The 19,059-nt window shown below is 58.9% G+C and carries 18 protein-coding genes and 1 pseudogene; 10 read left to right on the top strand and 9 right to left on the bottom strand.

The features are described from left to right. Positions 1–50 precede the first annotated feature (50 nt). Positions 51–326: a hypothetical protein gene (locus FYB92_RS13790; RefSeq protein WP_332828815.1), complete on the top strand. Its 276-nt coding sequence runs from the start codon at positions 51–53 to the stop codon at positions 324–326. A gap of 28 nt (positions 327–354) precedes the next feature. On the opposite strand, the gene FYB92_RS13785 is transcribed toward FYB92_RS13790, so the two are convergent. After that, positions 355–2,514: a glycosyltransferase gene (locus FYB92_RS13785; protein ID WP_332828814.1), complete on the bottom strand. Its 2,160-nt coding sequence runs from the start codon at positions 2,512–2,514 to the stop codon at positions 355–357. A gap of 215 nt (positions 2,515–2,729) precedes the next feature. Continuing rightward, positions 2,730–3,089: a hypothetical protein gene (locus FYB92_RS13780; protein WP_332828813.1), complete on the bottom strand. Its 360-nt coding sequence runs from the start codon at positions 3,087–3,089 to the stop codon at positions 2,730–2,732. Between the two features lie 48 nt (positions 3,090–3,137). Here FYB92_RS13780 and FYB92_RS13775 point away from each other — a divergent pair, with 48 nt between their 5' ends. The 3 genes from FYB92_RS13775 (at position 3,138) to FYB92_RS13765 (ending at position 6,337) form a co-directional block, all read left to right on the top strand. Then, positions 3,138–4,547, top strand: coding sequence for a gamma-glutamyltransferase (locus FYB92_RS13775; RefSeq protein ID WP_040511527.1), 1,410 nt, complete (start codon positions 3,138–3,140; stop codon positions 4,545–4,547). A gap of 222 nt (positions 4,548–4,769) precedes the next feature. Next, positions 4,770–5,810: a recombinase RecA gene (recA, locus tag FYB92_RS13770; RefSeq protein WP_040511528.1), complete on the top strand. Its 1,041-nt coding sequence runs from the start codon at positions 4,770–4,772 to the stop codon at positions 5,808–5,810. Between the two features lie 131 nt (positions 5,811–5,941). After that, a complete protein-coding gene (locus FYB92_RS13765; RefSeq protein WP_225578670.1) occupies positions 5,942–6,337 on the top strand; it encodes a hypothetical protein in 396 nt (131 codons plus the stop codon). A 164-nt stretch (positions 6,338–6,501) separates the two neighbouring features. Here FYB92_RS13765 and FYB92_RS13760 read toward each other — a convergent pair whose 3' ends face one another. Further along, entirely contained in the window at positions 6,502–7,833 is a 1,332-nt protein-coding gene (locus tag FYB92_RS13760; protein WP_408902374.1) for a glycerate kinase, read from the bottom strand. A 172-nt stretch (positions 7,834–8,005) separates the two neighbouring features. Continuing rightward, positions 8,006–8,137 carry a hypothetical protein gene (locus FYB92_RS13755; RefSeq protein WP_264986171.1) on the bottom strand — a complete coding sequence of 44 codons (132 nt, stop codon included), beginning with the start codon at positions 8,135–8,137 and terminating at the stop codon, positions 8,006–8,008. An 86-nt stretch (positions 8,138–8,223) separates the two neighbouring features. On the opposite strand from FYB92_RS13755, the gene coaA reads away from it, so the two are divergent. After that, entirely contained in the window at positions 8,224–9,129 is a 906-nt protein-coding gene (coaA, locus tag FYB92_RS13750) for a type I pantothenate kinase (protein ID WP_040511530.1), read from the top strand. Between the two features lie 117 nt (positions 9,130–9,246). Here the strand turns inward: coaA and aldA are convergent, their stop codons facing one another. Together aldA and FYB92_RS13740 are read right to left on the bottom strand one after the other, a co-directional pair. After that, positions 9,247–10,695 carry an aldehyde dehydrogenase gene (aldA, locus tag FYB92_RS13745; RefSeq protein ID WP_003617932.1) on the bottom strand — a complete coding sequence of 483 codons (1,449 nt, stop codon included), beginning with the start codon at positions 10,693–10,695 and terminating at the stop codon, positions 9,247–9,249. A gap of 217 nt (positions 10,696–10,912) precedes the next feature. After that, on the bottom strand, positions 10,913–11,476 hold the full coding sequence (locus FYB92_RS13740) for a bacterioferritin (protein ID WP_003617933.1): 564 nt from the start codon (positions 11,474–11,476) through the stop codon (positions 10,913–10,915). 157 nt (positions 11,477–11,633) lie between these two features. On the opposite strand from FYB92_RS13740, the gene FYB92_RS13735 reads away from it, so the two are divergent. The 5 genes and pseudogenes from FYB92_RS13735 to FYB92_RS13705 all read left to right on the top strand — a co-directional run bounded on the left by FYB92_RS13735 (position 11,634) and on the right by FYB92_RS13705 (position 16,972). After that, the gene (locus FYB92_RS13735; RefSeq protein WP_225578857.1) at positions 11,634–12,557 is read left to right on the top strand and encodes an NrtR DNA-binding winged helix domain-containing protein; all 924 of its coding nucleotides are present in this window, start codon (positions 11,634–11,636) and stop codon (positions 12,555–12,557) included. Positions 12,558–12,715: 158 nt separating this feature from the next. Then, positions 12,716–13,696 carry a quinolinate synthase NadA gene (nadA, locus tag FYB92_RS13730; protein ID WP_332828812.1) on the top strand — a complete coding sequence of 327 codons (981 nt, stop codon included), beginning with the start codon at positions 12,716–12,718 and terminating at the stop codon, positions 13,694–13,696. Beyond that, positions 13,693–15,296: pseudogene (locus FYB92_RS15505) on the top strand (L-aspartate oxidase). The gene nadA and the pseudogene FYB92_RS15505 overlap by 4 nt, the downstream one beginning before the upstream one ends. Further along, positions 15,293–16,162: a carboxylating nicotinate-nucleotide diphosphorylase gene (gene nadC, locus FYB92_RS13710; RefSeq protein WP_003617937.1), complete on the top strand. Its 870-nt coding sequence runs from the start codon at positions 15,293–15,295 to the stop codon at positions 16,160–16,162. The pseudogene FYB92_RS15505 and the gene nadC overlap by 4 nt, the downstream one beginning before the upstream one ends. Positions 16,163–16,297: 135 nt before the next feature. Beyond that, complete coding sequence (locus FYB92_RS13705) at positions 16,298–16,972, top strand: GntR family transcriptional regulator (protein WP_003617938.1); 675 nt, start codon at positions 16,298–16,300, stop codon at positions 16,970–16,972. Positions 16,973–17,078: 106 nt separating this feature from the next. Here the strand turns inward: FYB92_RS13705 and minE are convergent, their stop codons facing one another. From minE to minC, 3 genes are all read right to left on the bottom strand, one after another. Beyond that, entirely contained in the window at positions 17,079–17,363 is a 285-nt protein-coding gene (gene minE, locus FYB92_RS13700; protein ID WP_003617939.1) for a cell division topological specificity factor MinE, read from the bottom strand. Between the two features lie 2 nt (positions 17,364–17,365). Next, on the bottom strand, positions 17,366–18,178 hold the full coding sequence (gene minD, locus FYB92_RS13695; RefSeq protein ID WP_003617940.1) for a septum site-determining protein MinD: 813 nt from the start codon (positions 18,176–18,178) through the stop codon (positions 17,366–17,368). 140 nt (positions 18,179–18,318) lie between these two features. Continuing rightward, positions 18,319–19,050, bottom strand: coding sequence for a septum site-determining protein MinC (minC, locus tag FYB92_RS13690; protein WP_003617942.1), 732 nt, complete (start codon positions 19,048–19,050; stop codon positions 18,319–18,321). Between the last annotated feature and the right edge of the window lie 9 nt (positions 19,051–19,059).

Genomic DNA, 19,059 nt, shown 5'->3' with positions numbered 1-19,059 from the left:
AAGAAGTCGGCATGTTAAACATGCGCCATGTGTGATGGCATATGACGGGGATGCCCGAATCGCGCAACATGGCATGGCACGGTAAAATCCATGGCGGCAACCGGTATCGTGGCAGCGATGGGCGGGAGACAAGTCATGGTCTATGCAAGAGTATAAACGATATCATCAAAACAGACGTGTCATCTGTCATATCATTGGGTGTCGCAATCTCTTTTGGCTATGCCGGCGTCGGGCAATACCAGACCTTGTCATTTTTTACTTCATTCATGATTTTTAAGAATGGAGGAAATGCGATGGACTGGTATTGCTTGGAATTTTTAGGATAAACCCTTATTAAGCAACAATTTTTTTAAATCATCCCGATATGTTGTCTTTGGCAATCGGAAGTATAGCGTTTTGTGTTCTCATGAGTGCGGCGTGATCATCATGACGGCAATAAGCGAGCCCACTCCATGCAATAAAAATATTTTGGTCGTTAATTGAAGGGAAATATCCACGAGCAAGTAATTTAAGGTGGACCGTGCCATCCTTCAAAACTGGTGCGGTAAAGCGATAAAATGTTGCATGTTCTGTTAATGGTGTAATTTGACCCTCGACCCCAGTATCAATAATAACAAATGGATTGGCAGCATGATAGGATGCCCTGTGCAAACGCAGGAAAACGTCCACTTTTTCGCCTTCCGCAAATTTGGTACGGAATGCAATTTCTGATCGACGTGCAGAACTCCAGCAACCCCAACTTGTGGGAGGGTGCCAATTAACGATTCGTGCTGCACGGAAAGTGACAATAGGTTTATTTTCTACCGCATGTATAAGAATATCGTGGTCCCCACCTTCGATAAGCCGCTCTGGTGGAATATACACAAAAGAATTTTCTGCATTTAATTTGTGTGATGTGGCTTCTTTGATAATCGCATTATAAAATTCAGAACAAAAATCACTCCATCTCTTGGGATGAAAATTTTGTCTGATCTCGTTTTGCCATTGTTCCAGATCTGGACGATCAATAATAGTTTTCCGAATGAGGTGATAGGCACCTTCTACATCAAACGGATTGATATAACGAACGAAATCTCCTCCAACTTCCGGCATGGATGTCGTATTGGATGCAATGCACGGTTTGCCATAGACAAGGCTTTCTCCTATGGGTAAACCAAAACCTTCAGCAAAACTAGGATATACTGTAAACATGCAGTGTTTATATAGATATTCCATCTCTACATCAGAAATTCCATTAAATATAAACAGCCAGTCATCAATATAACCTTTTTCTTCAATGTATGCACGAAGCTCTTCAATTTGCCATCCCCACTTCCCAATAAAAACAAGAAGTGGTGCATCGTCTCCCATATCTGCGCGCAGTTTTTCCCATATAGATATTAAAAGTTTATGATTTTTTCTTATTTCTATTGTTGAAACAAATAATACATAATCATTTTCAGAAACAAAATTAATTTTTTCGTTATTTATAAGGTGGTTTTCTGTTGTTGTCTTGAGTTCTGTGGGAAGCGGGATGGCTTTTACAGAAGTATTTGCAAGTTTGGTATCTTTAATATATGTACGTACATCGGATGCAACATATTCAGAATTAGTAAAAATAAAATCACTCAATTCAGCGACGTCACTCATCTGAATCGTGAACTTGTTTGTTGCAGCCTGTTCAACGTAATCTGGCTCACGAATTTGAAGCAGATCATGGATGAATGGGCAAAAAATTATTCCCTTCTGTTTTAAGCGCATTACGGCATCATAATTTGGTAAAAGCCAGAAAGCACCTGCCATGCACAGAACATCTCCTGCTGCGGGCCAGACTTGATTACATCCCTCGTATACTTTCTTCACACTTTCCAAGATGCTCTTATGATCGCAATATACAGAATCATACTGATTGATCAGTTCAATCATGTCTTCTGTTTTAACAGCCAGAATACGATCCTCTTCATATTTAGGCGCAATCGGTACCACGCGCCACCCAAGTGCGGTAAAGTTGCGGAGATATAAAACCAGATTAGCTATAACCCGCTGTATACCGCTCATGCTGGTATTGTGTTTGGCATAAATTAGAAAGTCGGAAACATCCAGCCAGATGGTCCGAAGAACTTGCTCCTGTTCAGGGAGAGGTATATGTGCAATCGCGGATGCACCGCCATATTCTATTTCATTTTTAGCATCATGATTGTTGCTATCAAGATTATAAGCCTTTTGATAGGCATAGGCTGCGGCAGCAGATTTTTTCAACAGTTTGAAAAGATGGCCCCGTTGTAAATAAAGGTCTGAATTATTTCCATTTATATTTTCGGCATCATTGTATGCAGCTAAGGCTTCTTCATAGCGGCCAGCGTCTTTCAAACAATTTCCTAGCTGAACAATATGTTTAAATGTTCTTGTATTGCGACCGGCATTAGATAAGAGTTCCAGATAGATATCTGCGGCTTTAGACCAGTTGCCAGCTTTTTTCTCAAGCCGTGCTGCTCGTATAAGTTCAGCATTCCTGCCGCCAAAAGGATTCTTCACGTTAGTTACCTCAAAAGCACATGTTTGGAAGCGATATTACGTAATGGCATTTACCGTGTCGATAGCACTGAGAAGCTGGTCGAAGGGTTTTTTTGGCGTTAAAAGTATATTTATGTGAAGCACAAATATTAATACGCGATTTTTGATTTATATAATTAATTATAACATATTATTATAATTTTGTGAAATTTTCTATAGTTATACGCACATTGTGTTTATTTTTTTGTATTTTGTAATAATTGGGGTGGTGTAATCAAAATCAAAGCATGGTGGGTTGCCATCTTTAATTTTCTTGCCTGTCCCTGAGTTATGTTCTTCCTACCAGCATTCGCGTAGGCCAGAAGTAAAGCCTTCCCCATCTGTTTTGTGTCCATGGGGGTGGGGGGCGATATTCCATGAAACTGGCTGCCCGATGCCTTGGGCCTGCCGTCATGCCCAAGGCTTGCAATCATGCAAAAGCCTGCTTGCCCCATGCGCGCAAGACCGCTAATGGCGGAATGCCGGTGTGCCGATGCCTTGGGGGTGGGGCTTCCGCGGTTATGGTCGAATGGAGAAGAAGACGCGTGCCAGAGCATTCCACGAATTCCTTTGCGCGCAGGTCCGCCCGGATCGCGTTTTCGGCAATGCTCGCGGTTTCCGTCGCCGGATGCGGCCATTCCTCGCCCATGCATCTTGTCACCCACATGTTTGGTCCGTCGCCCGGCGCACTGATCGGTACCGTGGCCGCCGATGAACCACAGGCCGTCATGGTCGGGCGTGATATCCTGTCGCGCGGTGGCAATGCGGCGGATGCGGCGGCGGCAATGGGCATGGCGCTGGCGGTGACGCTGCCATCACGGGCGTCGATGGGGTCGGGTGGGGCCTGCCTTGCCTATCGCCCTGGCGATACCGAAGGGGGCCGCGCCTTCATCTTTACCCCGCGCGCGGGCACGGTCGATGGCATTCCCGGCGCGCCCCATGCCGACCGCCCGGCGGCTGTGCCGATGCTGGCGCGTGGTATGTATCTGATGCATCTGCAATATGGCACCACGTCCTTTGCGGCCATCCTGCCTGATGCCATGTCGCTGGCGGTCAATGGCGTCAATGTCAGCCATCAGTTGGCAAGCGATCTTGCCACCGTGCAGGGGCCGCTGCTGGCGGACCCGGGGATGCGCGCGATCTTCAGCCGGACCGATGGCACGGCCCTTGTCGAAGGGGACGCGCTGGTGCAGACGCACTTGTCGGGTGTGCTGGACCAGATCCGCGGCATGGGCGTGGGCGACCTGTATAATGGTGCGCTGGCGCAATCCTTTACCGCAGGCAGTCAGGCGGCTGGCGGCGGGTTGCAGACTAGCGACCTGCGTGCGGCCATTCCTTCCGAACGCCTGCCCTTACGGGTCAATGCCGCAGGGGGGCTGACGGTTGCGTTCCTGCCGCCGCCCGCCGATGGTGGCCTCGGCAGTGCCGTTGCCTTCCGCGCGCTGCTTGCGGGGCAGGGCAACCCTGAATCCCTGTCGCAGGGGGCCGTCGCCGCATGGCGTGCGCGGGGTGGCGATACGCAGGGCAAGCAGACCAATGATGACCTGACGGCGCGGGCGCAGGCCGTCCTTGATTCCGGGACACCAGGCAGCGGCAGCCTGCCGTCACTTCCGGCCTCGACCTCCTTTGCCGTGGTGGACCATGCGGGAATGGCGGTGGCATGCAGCCTGACGATGAACAACCTGTTCGGCACGGGGCGTATTGCGGGGAATACGGGTATCGTGCTTGCGGCATCACCCGCGCGCGTGCCCGCGCCCCTGCTGTCGGCTGCGATCGCCAATGATGGCCATGCCTTCCGCGCGGCTGTGGCCGGATCGGGACAGAACGACGCCGCCGCTGCCGTGGCGGAGGAAATGAAGCTGGTCCTGTCGGGTCAGGCCCCGGCATCGCGCGCCGTCACGGCCGAAGGACGCGTCAACGCGATTGCGTGCCCCCGTGGCCTGCCCGGTGACGGCACGTCATGCGTTGCGGGGTCGGACCCGCGTGAAACCGGCCTTGCGGTTGGCCCGCGGTAATGCGGTGCCGCCCGCTTTGTAAGGGAGCGGGAGAAATGCTGCGGCAAATGACAGGGGCAAGGTTGTAAATGATCTTGTTTTGTTCCATATTGGGAACTGCATCGCAGCTTCCATGTGAAGACACCCCGGACACGCCCATCCTGTCCGGCAGGTCCTGTCCCGATTCACTGACAGGAACATGGAATGCGCGAAACACAGCTTCGTCGAAAAGGTAAGCAGGCCATGGCACAGGCTCCGGGTATTGACAAAGGCAAGGCTCTTGAAGGCGCGCTGAGCCAGATTGAACGCGCGTTTGGCAAGGGGTCGATCATGCGCATGGGCGAGCGGCCCAAGACGGAGGTCGATGTGATCTCCACCGGTTCGCTCGGCCTTGATATCGGCCTTGGCATTGGTGGCCTGCCGCGTGGACGCATCGTGGAAATCTATGGCCCCGAAAGTTCGGGCAAGACGACAATGGCCCTGCATGCCATTGCCGAAGCACAGAAAAAGGGCGGCACCTGCGCCTTTATCGATGCGGAACATGCGCTTGATCCCGGCTATGCGCGCAAGCTTGGGGTGGATGTGGACAGCCTTCTCATCAGTCAGCCCGACGCGGGGGAGCAGGCGCTTGAAATTGCCGATACGCTGGTGCGTTCGGGGGCGATTGACGTGCTGGTGATCGACAGCGTCGCGGCCCTTGTCCCGCGTGCGGAACTTGAGGGCGAGATGGGCGACAGCCATGTCGGCCTGCATGCGCGCCTGATGAGTCAGGCGCTGCGCAAGCTGACGGGATCGGTGTCGCGGTCCAACACCATGATGATCTTCCTGAACCAGATCCGCCTGAAGATCGGGGTCATGTTCGGCAGCCCGGAAACGACGACGGGCGGCAATGCGCTGAAATTTTATGCGTCGGTGCGTATGGACATCCGCCGGATCGGTTCGATCAAGGACAAGGACGAGGTCGTGGGCAACCAGACCCGTGTGAAGGTGGTCAAGAACAAGATGGCCCCCCCGTTCCGGCAGGTGGAATTCGACATCATGTATGGCGAAGGCATCAGCAAGATGGGCGAGCTGATCGACCTTGGGGTCAAGGCCGGCATTGTGGAGAAGTCCGGGGCATGGTTCTCCTGCGATAGCCAGCGCATCGGCCAGGGGCGTGAGAATGCCAAGCAGTTCCTGCGCGACCATCCTGAAATGGCGGCGGATATCGAACGCCGCGTGCGTGAACAGGCGGGCGTGGTGGCCGAAGCCATGCTGGTCGGTCCCGACGACGACGCAGAATGATACAATCATCCGTCACGACGGGCCGTGCCGCCGCCATGGTGTGATGGCGGGGGTATGAATGGCACGGGTGTGACGGCAGGATATGCAATAATCGGTCTTTGTGTCGTGGTGCGGGATGATACTGTGCGGGCATGAAACCGCGTCTTGTCATGTTTGGGGTGTTGCTGTGCCTGTCATCGTGTGCCGATACGATGCATGGGGACCGCAATGACCCGGTGGATGTTGATGAGGCGATGCCCCCGATTGGCGGGCATCGCGCCAACGGTACTACGGTGCCCGGCCCGGCGCATGCCTCTGCCGCCGGGCATGTGCATCGCCTGCCGCGCGTTGATCCCGAACCTGATCCCCCGATGGAGGCGTATCATCCCATGCCCGATGCGGCGGCGATGCAGATGATTTCCTCCGGTTATGATCCGTCGCAGGCGGGGGACGATGATGATTCCCAAAATCAGGAAGACCCCAAGCACTTTGTCGTGCCTGATACCCAGGTCAGTTATGGCAAGCCGCATGGCGGCAACGCGAACTGACCCATCATTTTATAAGAGCGTGTTTGAAAACAGCTCATTGATAAAAAATAAGAAAAGTTTTTGGGTGCCGCTTTTTTTTCAAAAATGCGGCGTCCTTCGAAGCTTTTTAGAAAAAGCTTCACCAAAAACCTTTATAATTTCAGTATGTTATCGTGGCTGGTTTTTCAAACAGTCTCTGACACCATAATCGCACGGATATCATTGACGTTCGTAAGTGTCGGGCCGGTCCGTACAAGGTCGCCCGTGGCGTCGAACAGGCTGTAGCTGTCATGGCGGCGCAGGAATTCACGCGGGTCCAGCGCCCGTGCGCGGGCGCGTGACAATGTATCGGGCGTGACGATCGCCCCTGCCGCATCCTCGGTCCCGTCGATGCCATCACTATCCCCTGCGATGGCCCAGATCCCGTCATGTTCCTGCAATGCAAGGGCAAGGGACAACAGGAACTCTGTATTGCGTCCGCCGCGTCCGGGTGGCCCGTCGCCTGCGCGGAGGCTGACCGTCATTTCCCCACCCGACAGCAGTACGGCAGGCCCCGCCACCGGTACACCGTGATGGCGGGCGGACTGTGCAATGCCTGCCATGACGATTGCAGCGTCCCGGCTTTCCCCCTCCAGCGCATCGCCGAGGATCAGCGGGGTCAGGCCGAGTGTGCGTGCCTCCTGCGCTGCGGCCTCAAGCGCCATCATGGGGGTGGCGATCAGGACGAAGCGGTTATCCGGGTTGGCCGCTTCCTGCCCGTAGGGTGGCAAGGGCCGCATGAGGGCGGCCAGGATTTGTGGCGTGACCGTAATGTCACGGCGACGCAGCACCGCCAGCGCATCGGCAGGGGTCGTCGGGTCGGGCACGGTCGGGCCACTGGCAATGGTCAGCGGATCATCCCCCGGCACGTCGCTGATGGCCAGGGTCAGCACGCGTGCAGGCGCACATGCGCGGGCCAGGCGCCCGCCCTTGATGTCCGACAGGTGGCGACGCACCAGGTTCATGTCCCCGATATCCGCCCCACAATGCAGCAGTTCTTGGTTGAGCGCACGCATGTCCGCAAGTGTCAGGCCCGGCGCGGGCAGTTCCATCAGGGCCGACCCACCCCCCGATATCAGGGCAATGACAAGGTCATCAGGCCCAAGGCCACGAACTTCGTGCAATATGGCGCGGGCGGCATCCTCGCTCCGGCTGTCGGGCACGGGATGGGCGGCTTCCATCACACGTATGCGCGACGTGGTGGCGACGTGCCCGTCACGTGTCACAACAACCCCGCGCAGGGGAACATCCGGCCATGCCTGTTCCAGGGCGACCGCCATGGCCGCCGCCGCCTTGCCTGTGCCGACCACGACACACTGTCCCTTTGGCGGGGAGGGCAGGTGGCGTGCCAGCACGCGTGCGGGTTGCGCACTGTGGATGGCGGCATCGAATATCCGCCGCAATGCCGCACGTATGTTCTTATCGTGCCATGCGCCCGGCATGTCAGGCATCGGCAGGGTGGAATATGTGGGTGTCATCAGGCGATCCATCGTCACGGAAAGGGGCAGGCATGGCAGGTAACCACGGCAGGTAACGCAGCGCAAAACGCCACGCCATTGGCGGAGGAAGGGGGTGGTACCTGCTCTTCATGAAAGGCAGGGCGCGCCATCGGGCAAGGGGGCCATGCGTGTCACAATTGTCACGACTGTATCAGGTGGGGGCGGTCGCGGGCGTGTCGTGGCCCTGCACACGCGAAATTGGGGGCGGTTGCTCTGGATCGGGGAAGGGTAAGATGTTACGCCGCCCGGCGTGGATCGTGACATCCGTGTCCAGATCGACCATCAGGAGGAGAGCGGCCCTTGGAGAGTGGAAAGGGTAACAGTCCCGTCACGCCACAGGTCGCGTCATATGGCGCGATCCGGCCATACATGATTTTCCCCCGCCCCGAATGGGCGGCCCTGCGCGCCAATGTCCCGCAATCCCTGAACGAGGCGGAGGTCGCGTCCCTGCGCGGCCATAACGAACCGGTTTCGCTGGAGGATATTGCCGAGGTTTACCTGCCGCTTTCGCGCCTGCTCAACCTGCACGTGCTGGCCAGCCGCAGCCTTAATAATATGGTCAAGAGCGCCTTCCTTGGCGTGCCGCGCCGGACCGTACCCTTCATCATCGGCATTGCGGGCAGTGTAGGCGTGGGCAAGAGTACGTTCGCCCGCCTGTTGCAGGCGGTGCTGTCGCGCTGGCCCGACCATCCCAACGTATCGCTGGTCACGACGGATGGGTTTTTGTTGCCCAAATGCGTGCTGCAGGAACGCGACCTGATGGCGCGCAAGGGATTTCCCGAAAGCTATGACCTGCGGCAGATGATTTCCTTCCTCGCCGCGCTCAAGGCGGGGGAACGCAACCTGGACGTGCCCATCTACTCGCACGAGGCATATGACATCATCCCCGACCGTTACCAGGTGGTGGACCAGCCGGATATCCTGATCTTCGAGGGGCTGAACGTGCTTCAGACCGCCTCTGAACAGCCATTCATGGCGTCGGATTTCTTTGATTTCTCGATCTATCTCGACGCGGATACGCACGATATCGAACGGTGGTACGTGGAACGTTTCCGGATGCTCCAGCAGACGGCCTTTCGCAAGCCGACGTCCTATTTCCACCATTACCGCGACCTGAGCCCGGCAGAGGCGGAAAATGTCGCGCGTGATATCTGGCGGCGCATCAACCTGCCCAACCTTGAAGAAAACATCCTGCCCACGCGTGAACGCGCGCGCCTGATCCTGCGCAAGGGACCAAGCCACAGCGTCAGCACGGTATGGATGCGCCAGATCTGAAGGCGGCATTTCTGGCGCCTGACGCGTTTTCCGGTTCCTGCGGGCCTCCGGCAATGGGCGCATGGCAAAACAGGGGGCCAGAGGCCCCCTGTCATGATCGCGTGGCGTGCCGCCGCCTCAGTAATTGAGGTAGATGGTCTTGGTATCGACATAAGCTTCGAGGCCGTACTGCCCGTCCTCCCCGCCGATGCCGCTGTCGCCATAGCCGTGATGGAATCCCTGCGCGGCCTCGCCCCCCTCGCGGTTGACATAGATCTCGCCGAAATTCAGTTCGTTGCTCATGCGCATGACTTTCTTGAGGTCCTGCGTGAACATATAGGCCGACAGGCCATAGCGTGACTTGTTGGCCATCATCAGGGCTTCGTCGAAATCCTCCACCTTGATAAGCGAAAGGACCGGGCCGAACACCTCGTTCTGCGTGATATCCATTTCATTCGTAACATTGGTCAGCAGCGTGGGGGCATAGAAGTTGCCCGCGTCGTAGATACCGCCCGTCAGCGCCTTGCCGCCGATCTCGACCTTTGCGCCCTGTGCGATGGCGCGCTGGACCATCGCATCGACCTTTTCCAGTTCGGCCTTGCTGATTTTCGGCCCCATGGTTGTGTCCGCATCCAGCGGGTTGCCGACCTTGATCTGTGCGATTTTCTTGCGCAGGAGGTCCAGGAACTGGTCATACACCGCCTGATGGACATAGGTGCGTTCGTTGGCGGTACAGACCTGCCCGCAGTTCATGAAGCGTGCGGAAACTGCGGCGGTTGCCGCGGCCTCGATATCCGCGTCGTCCATGACGATGAACGGGGCCTTGCCACCAAGTTCGAGGCGCACTTCCTTCAGCCCTTCCGACGCGGCGGCCATGATCTTGCGTCCCGCAGGCGTGCTGCCGGTCATGGTAATCAGCTTGGTGATCGGGTTTGTGACCAGTTGATTGCCCACCGTCACGCCACCACCGGTGACGACGTTGAACACGCCCTTGGGGAAGCCTGCCTCCACCGACAGTTCGGCCAGGGCTAGTGTCGAAAGCGGGGTCAGTTCATGCGGTTTGATGACAAAGGTGTTGCCCGCCGCAAGGGCCGGCCCCAGCTTGCGCGCCGTCAGGGCCAGGGGGAAGTTCCATGCCGAGATCCCGGCAATAACACCATGGGGGATCTTCTCGATCAGAATCTTTTCGCCCGGTCGGCTGCCGGGGATGATGTTACCCTCCAGCCTGCGGGCATTTTCCGCGGCAAAGCGGATCAGTTGGATGGCAAAATTGACCTCCACCTTTGCTTCGCGGATGGGCTTGCCATTTTCGCTGGTGATGAGGCGCGCCAGCCTGTCTTCGTCGCGGCGGATCAATTCGATCAGCTTGTACAGATAATCCGCGCGGTCGGTCGCGATCAGGCGGCTCCATGTGCCAAAGGCTTCCTGCGCGCCCTGCAGGGCACGATCGACATCGTCCTTGCTGGCGATGCCGACACTGGCCAGTACGTCGCCGGTTGCCGGATTGCGGATGGTGTCGCGTTCCTCGGTCGTGGCGGGAATCCATTCGCCACCAATGAACAGGTCGTAATTTCTGACGTCTGCCATGTCAGGGTCTCCAGTATGGTCATAATTATGGTCAGTTGCGGATCAGCATAAGGTTAGGCCACCTTCGTAAAAATGGCACAAACCCTGCCTGCCTGCCTGCCTGCCTGCCTGCCGCGCGGCGGTGGACGGGACGTGCGATGGCGACCGGCCATGTCGGGACATGGCCGGGTCATGCGGGCGCCGCGGAAAAAAGGGGGGGGGAATGCGCGACTGCGTATCAGGGCAGGAAGGGTTTGCCTTCGTGCGCGACCAGAAGGTCATGCATGTCGGTGGCGTGTTCTTCCTCTTCGGCCAGGATCTTTTCAAGCATGATGCGCGTGGTGGGGTCATGATCGGCGAAATAACGGATCAGTTCGCGGTAATGCTCAATCACGAGGCGTTCGGCCACAAGGTTCTGCCGCACCATTTCAACAAGGTTGCCGCCCGCGCCATATTCGCTGGCCGATCGGGTGGCCAGTCCTTCGGGCGACAGGTTGGGCACGCCGCCAAGCTGGTCAATGCGTTCGGCGGCCCACATCATGTGCGCGCGTTCTTCCTTGGCATGGGTTGCGAATTCGGCGGCGATGCTTTCGCTGGTGATGCCTTCGACGGCAATGGAATGCATGGTATAGCGCAAGACGCAGACCAGTTCCGTCGCAACCACCGTCTGCAACAGGTCGATGGCTGTTTTGACATTCCCTTGATAGGCAGGGGTCAGCGCCCCCTGTTCAATGGATTTCTGTGCACGTGCGCGCAGGGTCTGCACGTCGGTAAGGAATGTGTTTTCAGTGGCTTTTGCCATTCTGATGCTCCTTTCGGGTCATGAACGGGCACGGTGTCAATGCGAACGAGGTGCCTTTTGCGTCCGTTGCGGAGTGTGTCCGTCATAACGGCAGGGGGGCGGAACGGTTGCATGCGAAACTCCGGGGTGTATCCCCACGATGGGAAGGCATGAAGGCATGACAGGCTCGGATGGCATGATGTCGCATGTTGTGACGGAACTGATCGCGGTGCTGACGGCCGTGCGCGATGGCGTGCCACAGGTGATGACGATTGATGATGGCCGCCTGTTGCCCTCCGGCCCGCTTGAAAGCGGACATCGTTCCTTGCAGGCTGGTGTGCGGTCATGGGTGGAGCAGCAGACCGGCCACCCCATCGGCCATGTGGAGCAACTCTATACCTTTGCCGATCATGATCGCGTCCTGCATCCCGAACAGGGGCGCAGCATCTCCATTTCCTACCTCGCCCTGACCCGCAGCCACGCGCGGGAGACGGGGTGGCGGGACTGGTATGATTATTTCCCGTGGGAGGACCGTACCAGCGATACGATGCAGGCGGTGACGGACCTGATCGAACGTCGCCTGTGCGCGTGGGTTGCGGGCATGGCGGATATCGAAACCCGGATGCGGCAGTGGCAGCGGTGCATGGCGCTGTTTGCGATTGGCGATACGGGCGGGTGGGACGATGAGCTTGTGCTGCAACGTTATGAACTGCTGTATGAGGCGACATTGGTGGCGGAGGCGGGATGCCCCCCCCCGCAGGCGATTCCCGGTCGGTACATGCACCGCGATCACCGGCGCATTCTGGCGACCGCGATGGCGCGCCTGCGTGCAAGGATACGTTACCGCCCCGTCGTTTTCGAACTGATGCCCGAGGAGTTTACCTTGCTGCAATTACAGCGCGCGGTCGAAAGTCTGGCGGGATGCCACGTGCACAAACAGAATTTTCGCCGCCTGGTGACACAGCAGCAACTTATTGAGGAAACAGGCCGGATTGACGAAAAGACCGGTGGCAGGCCCGCCCGCCTGTTCCGTTTCTGTGGCGAGGTGCGGCGCGCGCGGCAGTTCGCGGGCAGCAAGCTGCCGATCGTGCATTCGGGGTGATCCCCCCGCCCGGTGGGCGCGGATGTGGGCGGGATCACGAAAATCCTGATTGACACAGGCAGGGTTTCACGTTGGAAGTGTCCGGCCGGATCATCGTGCCTCACTTATACTCAATTTGAGTATAAAAGAAACTGGGGCCACCGGCGAGGAGGGCAATCATGAATCAACTGGGTCCCCGGCACGCGGCTGACCGGCTTTATGACCGCGTGCGCCACCTGGTTCCTGAGATGGAATGGGCGACGTTCCTTGACGACATCCGCGCGATTGAGGCGCTCAAGCAGCAGCGCAACGCGATCATCCTTGCGCATAATTACCAGACGCCGGAAATCTTTCACTGCGTTGCCGATATCCGTGGCGACAGCCTTGCCCTTGCACGCGAAGCGCAGGAGGCCAGTGCCGATGTCATCGTCATGGCGGGCGTGCATTTCATGGCCGAGACGGCAAAGATGCTCAATCCCGACAGCACCGTGCTGATCCCCGACATGCATGCGGGGTGTTCGCTGGCGGATTCCATCACGGCGGCCGATGTGCGCCTGTTGCGGGAACGCCATCCGGGGGTGCCGGTGGTCACTTATGTCAACACCTCGGCAGAGGTGAAGGCTGAAAGCGACATCTGCTGCACATCGGGCAATGCGAAGCGCGTGGTCGAAAGCCTTGGCACGGATCAGGTCATCATGATCCCCGATGAATTCCTTGCCCGCAATATCGAGGCGGAAACCGGGATCAAGATGATTACATGGCCCGGCCATTGCGAGGTGCATGAGCGGTTCACCCCGCAGGAAATCACCCGCATGCGTGATGAAAATCCCGGCGTGGTCGTGCTGACGCATCCCGAATGCCCGCCAGAAGTCGTTGCGGTATCTGACTTTTCCGGTTCCACCGCGATGATGAGCGATTATGTGCAGGCCCATGATGGTGGCAAGGTGCTGCTGGTGACCGAATGTTCCATGAGCGACAACCTCGCTTTGCTGCATCCGAAGATTGATTTTGTCCGTCCGTGCAACATGTGTCCGCACATGAAACGCATCACCCTGTCGGGCCTGCGTCACGCGCTGGAGACCATGACGCATGAGGTGACGATCGATCCCACGCTTGCGGCGCGCGGCCGGCGTGCTGTTGAACGCATGCTGGCGATATGACGGGCGCTGCTGCCCTGTCTGCCGTGGGCCTGAGTAATCTGTCTCCGGCCTCCCTGGTGGGGCAGCCTGTCATCGTCGGTGGTGGGTTGGCCGGGGTGATGACGGCGCTGATGCTGGAACAGCCCTGTGTGTTGCTGTCATCCGGGCCGCTGGCCGCCATGCGCCCGGCTCTGGCGTCGAGCATGCTGGCGCAAGGGGGGGTCGCCGCCGCGGTTGGGGGGGGACGACACGCCTGCATTGCATGCGGCCGATACGCTGGCGGCCGGGGTGGGCCTGTGTGATCCCGCGATTGTGGCGCGTGTGACGGCCGATGGGCCGGACGCCATTGCGCGTCTTGCGGCATTCGGGGTGCATTTCGATCGTGCGGCGGATGATGGTGCGTTGGTGCTGGGGCTGGAGGCCGCGCATTGCCGCCACCGGATCGTGCATGCCCGTGGTGATGCATCCGGCGCCGCGATCATGGAGGCGCTGGTGGCGCGCGTGCGCGCCACGCCACGCATTACGGTTGTTGAACATGCCCCGGTCCATACGCTTCTGACGCAGGATGGGGCGGTGACGGGGGTGCGTGTCAACGTGGCGGGACGTGACATCGCATGGCCCACGTCTGCCGTGGTGCTGGCGACGGGGGGGGATCGGTGGCCTGTTTGGCGATACGACGAACCCGCTGGGCGCATGCGGGCAGGGACTTGCACTGGCGGCGCGGGCAGGCGCGGTTCTTGGTAATATGGAGTTTGTGCAGTTCCATCCCACCGCGCTGGCCGCGCGGCATGTGACAGGGCCCATGCCGTTAATCAGCGAGGCCGTGCGTGGCGAAGGCGCGGTGCTGGTGGATGAAAATGGCGATCGCTTTACCGAGGAACTGGCCGCGCGCGACATCGTATCCCGTGCGGTGTGGCGGCATATGCGGGCAGGCCACCATGTCTTCCTTGATGCGCGACAGGTGCTTGGTGCGCGGTTCGCCACCCGTTTTCCCGCCATTGACGCGCTGTGTCGTGCGCAGGGCATCGACCCCGCCCGGCAGCCGATCCCGGTGCGTCCGGCCGCCCATTACCATATGGGCGGGATTATGGTGGATGGTCATGGGCGTACCGGCGTTCCCGGTCTGTGGGCCTGTGGGGAGGTCGCCTGTACCGGCCTGCACGGGGCCAACCGCCTTGCCAGTAATTCCCTGCTGGAAGCCGTGTCATTCGGTACATGGGTTGCCCATGACCTGTCCGCCCTGCCGTTGACCCGCACCGCCGCGCCATCGGAACAGGGGATTGCGGCACCAATGGCGCCATCACCGTCCGATGCCCGGCGCCGCGCCATGGCGCGTGGCGCGGGTGTGGTTCGTACGCATGATGAATTGCATGAAACCGTGCGCCTGTTCGCCCCACGGCTGGAACATGATGATGCGGCCCTTGTGTCCGCGATGGTGGCCCTTGCGGCATTACAGCGCGAGGAAAGCCGTGGTGGGCATTTCCGTGCCGACTTCCCCCATGCCGCTGCCGGGGCCACGTCGTCGCGCCTGACGCTGGACATGGTGCGTGCCGCCATTATCCCGATCGTGGCACGGGACGCGCAGATGACTTTCCCCCCTGATAACGGAGTGATCGCATGACCCATTCCCCGTCAATCCGACCCTTGCCCGACCTTATGCTTGAACCTCTGGTGCGTGCTGGCCTCATGGAGGATCTGGGCCGTGGGGGCGACCTGACCACGGATGTTACGCTGGGGGCCGGGGACGTGCAGGCGCATGCGGTGCTGTCGGCACGGCAGGCGGGGGTGGTCGCGGGGCTGGATATGGCACGGCTGTCCTTTTGCCTGATGGACCCGCGCATCGAATTCACCGTCGCAGCCCCCGATGGCACCCATGTCACCCCCGGACAGGTCATCGCCAGTGTGCGCGGCCCGGCGCGTGGCATCCTGTCGGGGGAACGGGTCGCCCTGAATTTCGTATCACACCTGTGTGGCATCGCCACCGCGACGGCACAGGTGGTCGCGGCCGTGGAACCTTATGGCACCAGGGTCAGTTGTACGCGCAAGACCCTGCCGGGCATGCGCGCGATCCAGAAATATGCCGTGCGGGCCGGTGGGGGCGCCAACCATCGTTTCGGCCTGGATGACGCCATCCTGATAAAGGACAACCACCTTGCGATTGCGGGGGGAATTCGTCCCGCCCTGACGCGCGCACGCGCGGCGGCGGGGCATCTGGTCAGTATAGAGCTGGAAGTCGATACGCTGGAACAATTGGCCGAGGGGCTGGAGGTTGGGGGGGTCGATGTCTTCTTGCTCGACAACATGACACCGGACCAGTTGCGTCAGGCGGTCGCCATGATTGACCACCGTGCCGTGGCCGAGGCATCAGGCGGTGTGACACCGCAAAACGCGGCAACGGTCGCCGCAACGGGGGTTGACCTGATTTCCATGGGATGGCTGACCCACAGCGTCAGGGCAATGGATATCGGGCTGGATTATCAACCATAGGATGTGGCCGTGTGTCATTTTAATTAAATATGCATAAAATATGCAACTGACACATAGTACAAGTTGCCATCTGCCGGGAGATCATTATTTATACGGATTAATAAGATATATTTGTTTGAAGGATAAGAAACCGGTATGGTGGCGGATATCACGGAGCAGAGCAACAAGCCCCCCCGACGTGTACTCAGCGTTGATGCCTATGAACATGTCCGGCGGGGCCTTATCCGCAGCCGCTATCGTGCGGGTGAACGTCTTGTCCTGCGCCCGCTTGCCGCCGAACTGGGCCTGAGCCCGACCCCCGTGCGCGAGGCGCTGCTACGGCTGGTGTCTGAACATGCGCTGGAACTCAATGACCGTAACACGGCGGTCGTGCCCGCCATGACGCGCCGCAATTTCGCGGAAATCCATGCCCTGCGTTCCGACCTGGAGGTCAGGTTGGCAGAGGCTGCGGCCATGAAGGCCAGTGCGCACGGGATTGAAACCCTTGCCATGCTGCATCGTCAGTTCGTCGATGCGCTGGCTGTTCGTGATGATGGGGCGGTTGCCGCCCTGAACGCGGATTTCCATACCACGGTCGCAACACTGGCCGACCTGCCCCTGACGGCGAATATCCTGCGTAACCTGTGGGTGCGGATTGGCCCGCTTTATGCCCTGTCGCGGCCGATGCCCAGCCTGCGCAGCATGGGGGAGGTTCATCCCCATGCCGCATTGATCGATGCGCTGCGTACACGTGACCCGCAGGCCGCACGCGATGCGATTACGCGTGATTTCAATAATGCGCGCATATGGATCGAACCACTGCTGGCGTAAGCGGCGCCGGGATGGTCGTCACAGGGCCGCCGCCATGGACAGCCCTGTGAAACAGGTCGTGATGAAAAATAAGGTCTCCATCACGCTGCCGGTTTCTTGCGTAGCTTTATCGCACTTCGCGAAGTTTCTTTTTTTCGAGGGCTGGCACCTCGATATCTATTTCCAGCATTGAAACCGATGTCCCGCGATCCACCTTGATCTGGACCTTGTCCTGATCGACGGGGATATGCCTTTTGATGACCTCCAGGATCTCGCTGTGGAGCGTATTGAGCAGTTCGGATTCCTGCCCGTCCGTCCCGGCGCGTTCATGCGCCAGAAGGATCTGCAGGCGGTCGCGCGCGACGGGCGCGGAACTGCGGGAACGACCGAAAAGAGTATCAAGCAGGCCCATGATCAGGATCTTCCCTTGAACAGCCACCCGAACAGGCCGCTACGTTCAGTGGGTACGGTGACATCGATCTTTTCGCCTTCCAGCCGGCGCGCCGCCTCGAAATAGGCGCGGGCGGGCGGGCTTTGCGGGCTGGAAATCGTGACGGGCGAACCAAGGTTCGACGCGCGCAGGACTTCCTCGCTTTCGGGGATGATCCCCAGAAGCGGGATCGACAGGATTTCAAGCACGTCTTCGGTGCGCAGCATTTCCCCACGCGCCGCGCGTCCGGGGTCATAACGCGTCACCAGCAGGTATTTTTCGACCTTGCCGCCGGACTTGGCCTTTGCCGTCGTGCTGTCAAGCATGCCGATGATGCGGTCACTGTCACGCACGGAGGACACTTCGGGATTGGTGACGACGACGGCGTAATCCGCATGGTACATTGCCAGTTGCGCGCCGCGTTCGATACCTGCCGGGCTGTCGCAGATGATCCAGTCGAACTTTTCACGCAGTTCACCGATCACCTTGTCCACGCCCTCGGCCGTCAGGGCATCCTTGTCGCGGGTCTGCGATGCGGGCAGGATAGACAGGGTTTCGACGCGTTTGTCACGGATCAGGGCCTGCGACAGTTTTGCTTCGCCCTGAATGACATTGATCAGGTCGTACACGACCCGGCGTTCCGCGCCCATGACCAGATCGAGATTGCGCAGCCCGACATCAAAATCGACCACGACCACGTTCTGCCCCGTCTGTGCCAGCGCCGCGCCCAGTGCCGCGGTGGACGTTGTCTTGCCGACCCCGCCCTTTCCGGAGGTGACGACCAGCACTTTCGCCATTCTAGTTTTTCCTTGTCCTGTTATTTCTGCTCGCGGTCGGGAAGGGTATAGGCCGCAACGGTTGAAATATGGTTGTTAAGTAGTAAGGGCGCGGCAGGGTGGGATGCAACCGCTGCAACGATGAAAACTGTATCTGGAATTCATCTTCTGGGGGAAGGCGCCATCCGCAGGCTGAGTGGCTGCACCACGATTGTGTCATTATTAAGCATGGCCTGTGAGGGCGTTCCTGAAAACTGGGGGTCCATATCCTCGGCGGTCATATAATACCCATCAATCGCCAGAAGTTCCGCGCGCATGTCATGGGCAAAGATGCGGGCTTCGGGCTGTCCGTTCATTCCCGCGATCGCGCGCCCGCGCAGGGCGCCGTAAACATGGATGGACCCTGCGGCGGTAACTTCCGCCCCCGACCCGACGGACCCGATGATGATGATGTCACCATCGGGGTTTACGATCGTCTGTCCCGAACGGATGGGCTGTTCCACGATCAGGGATGATCCCTGTATGCGTTCGGGCACGGGAACATGGTCGTCGGGAATGTCCACTGCCCCCGACGCGCGCCCGCCCTCCAGCCCGGCCGGCCATTGCCAGTGGGCGATGGCGGGGGTGGTGGGGTCAGCCCCCTCGATCGCGATGATGCGGATGCCGCGTTCAAGCAGCGCTGGATACAGCTTGCCAAGGCCCGGTTCATCCGCCCCAAGCAGCGACAGGTCGAGGATGACCGGCTTGCTGGCGAAAAAGGCTGCGGAACGCGCGATCTGCGCATCAAGCCCGGCCATCCAGTCGGACAGGCCGGGTTCGGGTGACAGCACCAGTGCGAGGAAGGAGCGGCCACGGGCACGTATTTTCGGAAGGGAACGCAATTCGTCGGACAAGTGGTTACA

Source organism: Novacetimonas sp. GS1, from assembly GCF_036686925.1.
Classification (GTDB): Bacteria; Pseudomonadota; Alphaproteobacteria; order Acetobacterales; family Acetobacteraceae; genus Novacetimonas; species Novacetimonas hansenii.
Note: the sequence above shows the minus strand (reverse complement) of the source record. Positions and strands in the feature narration are given on the sequence as shown.

Bases quoted from the DNA above. Each gene is read 5' to 3' on its own strand.
- FYB92_RS13775 (WP_040511527.1), top strand. From the start codon at position 3,138: ATGCTCGCGGTTTCCGTCGCCGGATGCGGCCATTCCTCGCCCATGCAT.
- coaA (WP_040511530.1), top strand. From the start codon at position 8,224: ATGATTTTCCCCCGCCCCGAATGGGCGGCCCTGCGCGCCAATGTCCCG.
- FYB92_RS13755 (WP_264986171.1), bottom strand. From the start codon at position 8,137: ATGGTCGATCTGGACACGGATGTCACGATCCACGCCGGGCGGCGTAAC.
- aldA (WP_003617932.1), bottom strand. From the start codon at position 10,695: ATGGCAGACGTCAGAAATTACGACCTGTTCATTGGTGGCGAATGGATT.
- nadC (WP_003617937.1), top strand. From the start codon at position 15,293: ATGACCCATTCCCCGTCAATCCGACCCTTGCCCGACCTTATGCTTGAA.
- recA (WP_040511528.1), top strand. From the start codon at position 4,770: ATGGCACAGGCTCCGGGTATTGACAAAGGCAAGGCTCTTGAAGGCGCG.
- FYB92_RS13790 (WP_332828815.1), top strand. From the start codon at position 51: ATGCCCGAATCGCGCAACATGGCATGGCACGGTAAAATCCATGGCGGC.
- FYB92_RS13760 (WP_408902374.1), bottom strand. From the start codon at position 7,833: ATGACACCCACATATTCCACCCTGCCGATGCCTGACATGCCGGGCGCA.
- FYB92_RS13780 (WP_332828813.1), bottom strand. From the start codon at position 3,089: ATGCTCTGGCACGCGTCTTCTTCTCCATTCGACCATAACCGCGGAAGC.
- FYB92_RS13765 (WP_225578670.1), top strand. From the start codon at position 5,942: ATGAAACCGCGTCTTGTCATGTTTGGGGTGTTGCTGTGCCTGTCATCG.
- minD (WP_003617940.1), bottom strand. From the start codon at position 18,178: ATGGCGAAAGTGCTGGTCGTCACCTCCGGAAAGGGCGGGGTCGGCAAG.
- minE (WP_003617939.1), bottom strand. From the start codon at position 17,363: ATGGGCCTGCTTGATACTCTTTTCGGTCGTTCCCGCAGTTCCGCGCCC.
- nadA (WP_332828812.1), top strand. From the start codon at position 12,716: ATGAATCAACTGGGTCCCCGGCACGCGGCTGACCGGCTTTATGACCGC.
- FYB92_RS13705 (WP_003617938.1), top strand. From the start codon at position 16,298: ATGGTGGCGGATATCACGGAGCAGAGCAACAAGCCCCCCCGACGTGTA.
- FYB92_RS13740 (WP_003617933.1), bottom strand. From the start codon at position 11,476: ATGGCAAAAGCCACTGAAAACACATTCCTTACCGACGTGCAGACCCTG.
- FYB92_RS13735 (WP_225578857.1), top strand. From the start codon at position 11,634: ATGACAGGCTCGGATGGCATGATGTCGCATGTTGTGACGGAACTGATC.